Origin of the sequence: Flavobacterium sp. NPDC079362, assembly GCF_050267765.1 — a bacterium.
GTDB lineage: Bacteria > Bacteroidota > Bacteroidia > Flavobacteriales > Flavobacteriaceae > Flavobacterium > Flavobacterium azizsancarii.
This window is the reverse complement of the sequence record NZ_JBNNFM010000070.1, coordinates 1-5,087: the sequence shown is the minus strand read 5'-3', so window position 1 is coordinate 5,087 and position 5,087 is coordinate 1. Positions and strand designations below refer to the sequence as shown.

Sequence of the window (5,087 nt, the reverse complement as noted above, 5' to 3'; positions counted from 1 at the left end):
TAGGTATGTCCCGTCTAATTTACTTATTTTTAATAAATTAAAAAGATTAGCAGTGTTATAATATAAGACTTTATAATCCATCAAACAGGCTTGGTTGGGTATTCCGGAGCAAACTGAACAGTTCATTCCGGAGTAAAGTGAACAGTCCATTCCGGGCAAAGTGAACAGTCATTCCGGAGCAAAGTGAACAGTTTATTCCGGGCAAAGTGAACAGTTATTTTAATGATGATTTTTAGTCCTACTTTGTGATCAAATCACATAAGTATGGCCAATAAATCAATAGGATCAGTTATGATACGAGAAATCATTAGAATGAAAGCCAACGGTCTTTCCAATAGCCAAATATCTCTAAGTCTTGGAAAATCAAGGACAACTATCGTCAAGTATTTAGGGGCTATTGAAAGTTCTGGCATAAGTATGAAAGACCTCTTGGAACTTAAAGAAGCCGACTTATCTGAATTTTTTGAATTCTCGGATGATTTAAACAGTGCTACAAGAGAACATATTCATCTGGATTTATATGCCTTTTTTCCTCATGTGGAGAAGGAATTAAAGCGTGTTGGGGTTACGCGTCAGATTCTATGGAATGCCTATAAAAGTAAGTACCCGCAAGGGGTCATGTACACTCAGTTTTGTGAACATTACAGTAGGTGGAGTAAGAAATCCCAAGGATATATGCCTACTATCCATAAGGCTGGAGAGAAACTCTTTATCGATTATGCAGGAAAGAAACTCCATATCATCGATCAGCAAACCGGTGAAATAAAACCGGTGGAAGTTTTTGTAGCCACCTTGGGTGCAAGTCAATATACTTATGTAGAAGCTTCTTATTCTCAGCAGATACCCGACTTTATCAACAGTGTTCAAAATTGCCTGCTTTTTTTTGGAGGTGTTCCTGCTTGTATTATCCCGGATAATCTAAAATCAGCTGTAACCAGATCCAATCGATATGAACCCCATATAAACGAGCAGTTTGCCAGCTTCGCCTCGCATTATGATACTTCAATAATGCCGGCAAGGGCTTTAAAGCCAAAAGACAAATCTCTTGTAGAAGGAGCTGTAAATATTAGTTATACTCGTATTTATGCTGTTTTAAGGGACCGGGAATTTTACAGCATCATTGACTTGAATTTAGCCATAAGGGGGCTTCTGGAATCTTATAATCAAACTCCTTTTCAGAAAAAACAGCACAGTCGAAAAATTTTGTTTTTAGAAATGGAAAAGGAAGCTTTGCGCCCCTTACCACTAGAGCGATATGAACTAAGAGACTATAAAATGGCAACCGTACAGAAAAACTCTCATGTCTATTATTCAACCGACAAGAACCATTACAGCGTTCCCTATACTCATATTGGTAAAAAGGTTAAAATGATCCTTACCCACAATACAGTGGAAATCTATCAGAATCAGACCCGTATCGCCTTGCATGCACGAAGCCGAAAAGCCTTTCATTATACTACTGTAAAGGAACACATGCCAATGAATCATACTTACACAAGCGGCTGGAATCCGGAATATTTTATCACACGTGCAGAAAAAATAGGCCTTTGCGTAAAGGAGTGTATCGAAAAAATCCTGGATAAAAAACAGTACCAGGAACAGAGCTACAAAAGCTGTATAGGAATACTAAACCTTGGACTTAAAGCTGGAAACCAGAGGCTAAATAACGCCTGCAAACGTGCCCTAAAGCATGAAGCTGTTGGGTATATACCAATCAAAAATATTTTGGAAAGAGGACTCGACAAGGAAGAAGAACCCGATTTATTCCACACCGTAATCATAGAGCATGACAATATCAGGGGAGCAGATTACTATTGCTAGGACTCAGTACAAATCAAAAGAAATCCATTAAAAAAAAGTCAAATATGAACACCAGTGCCACAATCGAAAAGATGTATAAGATGCGTCTACACGGAATGAAAAGAGCTTATGAATCTTCCTTTGAGACTAGAAATCAGGATACTTTTACTAACGATGAATTTATCTCATGGCTTATAGAATCAGAAGACAACCATCGCAACAACAGTCGCACAGAGCGATTACTCAAAAATGCCAAGTTCCATTACCAGGCCTCCTTAGAGGAGATGAGCCATACCGCAGATCGGAATCTTGACCGGAATCTTCTGACCCGTTTATCAGACTGTTCTTTTATTGATCGAAATGAAAATATCATTATCACGGGCTGTACAGGGACAGGAAAAAGCTTTTTGGCAACAGCTCTGGGATACCAGGGCTGCATTAAAGGATATAGAGTGCTTTACTATAATCTGGGAAAACTTTTTCACAAGTTAATGCTAGCTAAAGCCGATGGTTCCTATATCAGAGAACTCAATAAAATAGAGAATTATGATTTACTAATCATCGATGACTTTGGGCTCCAGGCTATCAACAATGATAAACAGATGATATTGATGGATCTTATAGAGGACCGAAATCAAAAAAAAGCTACTATTTTTTGTTCACAATTACCCATAAAAAACTGGTATGAACTTATAGAAGAAAAGACAATAGCCGATGCCATTTTGGATCGAATTATACACTCAGCAATACGTTTTGAACTCAAAGGAGAATCGATGAGAAAAAAAATGAAAAGCAGTACAAAAATTACCTAATTTTAAACCAAGAAAACATCAGTAAAATAACTCTTCATTTTCTAAGGAATAAACTGTCCAGTTTAAACCGGAATTAGGTGTACACTTTCACCGGAATAATCAATAAAGTAACTATAATTTTATTTGAATATTTTAATAAATATCCTCAATTAATTTTCAACAAGGTTTTCGAATATGCAAATATTGATAAAACATACATCTATGAAAGATTAGTGTCAATTTGTTATGGTATTTGTTTAGAAAGACAAAATGATGATGGTTTTATAAATAATTTACTAAAAGAAAATATAGATAAGATCTATAATTTACAGTTTGGAGAAAATCCAACAAATCCTAAATATAACTATATTGTTGTTGATTCAATAAAACATTTAGTTGATTTAGCAGTGTACAAAGAAATTTACACTGTCAATGAAGCTGAAATAGATAATTTTAGTAATTATAAGTTTACTATTGGTACTTGGTTTGAAATCAAAGAAAAAGATATTGAAAAGGTTAAGGAAATATATTTGCATTGGACATTAAGTGATAATCCCGAACCTTTAAGAGGTGATTTTGTTCATTATACCATACCAAGATTAGAAAAAAGAGACAATGAAAATAGATTAACAAATACAGCACACATTTATAGACAGATATTAAATCTGGGGTATAGACCTAATCAGATAGAATTAAGTAAAACAGAATTAAAATTTAAAAATGGTGAATCATTATATGGAGTAAAAGATAAAATTGACAGACTAGGTAAAAAATATTCTTGGATGTCTTTCTTTGATTATGCCGGTTATTTGCTAAATGAAGGAAAGCTAAATATTTGGAATGAAGAAGACTCTGAATATAAAAAAAGTTATTCTAGATTGGGTGATATAGAAATCGAGGTTAGTAACCCAAAGCCAGTTAAGTTTAATGAAAAATTGTACTTGTATGATTTATTTCTACATATAGATGAAAGTCAAAACTGGGTTTACAAGCCTATGTATGATTCGTTATTAAATTTATTTGAAGATAAAGAATTCATTATGTTATCAGGTTTCATTAATCAGAGACAAAGTGAATCTTATGACAATAGGTCATTTTTATTAATTGATTCATTTTTTATCAAAAAAGAATCAATTTCTGAAAATATTGATGATATTCTAGGTACAGAATTTGATTGGAGAGATGATGTTGTTAATTCAAGAAGTTCATTGTCAAAAGTATATTATGGAGAATTATATTGGGCTGACAATATACCAACTGCTCTTTTAAATCATAAAGACTTGCCTTTAGAAACTGAAGAAGAAGTTGGACATATGATAACACCATTTGACATATTACATTATCCTGCAAAATATAAAAAAGAAGATTTAAATAAAGTTGTTCAAATTCAAAAGAAAAAAAGAATTTCTTTTGAATTTGAACAAACGCTTACTGATTATTTATGGGAAAGTAATTCAAAAGTAATTCCATCAATTAGTTCAACCATTCCAAATACAAATATTGGAAAACAATTGAGTCTGAGAGCTGATACTAAAAATCTTCAAATACTAGATGAAAATAATATTCTTGCACACAAATCTTATAATTTTGAGGAAGATTATTATTCTCAAAATTTTGAGTATTTTAGAACTGACTTATTGTTAGAATATATGCATTCTAATAATTACTTACTAATGTATCAAGTCAAACAACATACCTATGACAGAAACTCAGGTGATGGGACTGGAGATTTCAGAGGAATGCAGTTCTTTCTGTCATCATTAAACAAATAGTTCTATATTGTCTAAATCTAATCACAATATATCTTCAAACGAGTCGGCTAAAACTTTCAAATCTTCCAGTAAAAGGTTGGAATTCACTCCTTCTAAGTTCACGAATTGCCACTCAAATGAGTAGCTTTTTTGTTTTTACATTGGTTTTTAGTATGCAGAGCTCACCTGGATAGACGATCCCGATTTTCAATAGGGATGGTCAAAGGTTCGAATCCTTCTGCACCAATTATAATTTGTCTTTTTTTATTAGAATATATTCCAACAAAACAGTATAATATATAAATTTTCTATCTTAGAATGTTTGCTATAGATCAAATTAGCAAAGAATGTTATCTCTGACCTCTATCACAATTTCTCCTTACAATATTTTGGCAATGACCTAAATATTGTTTTTTGTAACCTGAGTAACTACATTTTAATAACTTCAAAACACATTACGTTGCCGTAGTCAGATCGACTTAAACTTTATTATTATTTTTCGATATCTTCTCTAGTATTGATCAGATTTGCGGAAATATACTTCCTTCTAAGGACAAGTAATACTGCTACTTATATTTCAATCATTTCTGCATTTAAATTACATTTTTATGAATCTTAAAAGTGTGATTATGGAGAAAGATATCGACTACTGGATATTCCGCTGCAAAGGTCGCCACGATTCCGCTACAAAGTACACCACCCATTCCGCTTCAAAGTACGCCACGATTCCGCTGCAAAGGTCGCC

Annotated in this window: 3 protein-coding genes; all 3 read left to right on the top strand. The window is 33.2% G+C overall.

The annotated features are described in order from the left end of the window. The first annotated feature begins 264 nt into the window (after positions 1-264). The 3 genes from istA to ACQKCJ_RS24610 all read left to right on the top strand — a co-directional run bounded on the left by istA (position 265) and on the right by ACQKCJ_RS24610 (position 4,363). Positions 265-1,821: an IS21 family transposase gene (istA, locus tag ACQKCJ_RS24620; protein ID WP_427403138.1), complete on the top strand. Its 1,557-nt coding sequence runs from the start codon at positions 265-267 to the stop codon at positions 1,819-1,821. Positions 1,822-1,865: 44 nt separating this feature from the next. Beyond that, positions 1,866-2,612: an IS21-like element helper ATPase IstB gene (istB, locus tag ACQKCJ_RS24615; protein WP_427403137.1), complete on the top strand. Its 747-nt coding sequence runs from the start codon at positions 1,866-1,868 to the stop codon at positions 2,610-2,612. A 77-nt stretch (positions 2,613-2,689) separates the two neighbouring features. Then, positions 2,690-4,363: a hypothetical protein gene (locus ACQKCJ_RS24610; protein ID WP_427403136.1), complete on the top strand. Its 1,674-nt coding sequence runs from the start codon at positions 2,690-2,692 to the stop codon at positions 4,361-4,363. The last annotated feature ends 724 nt before the right edge of the window (positions 4,364-5,087 follow it).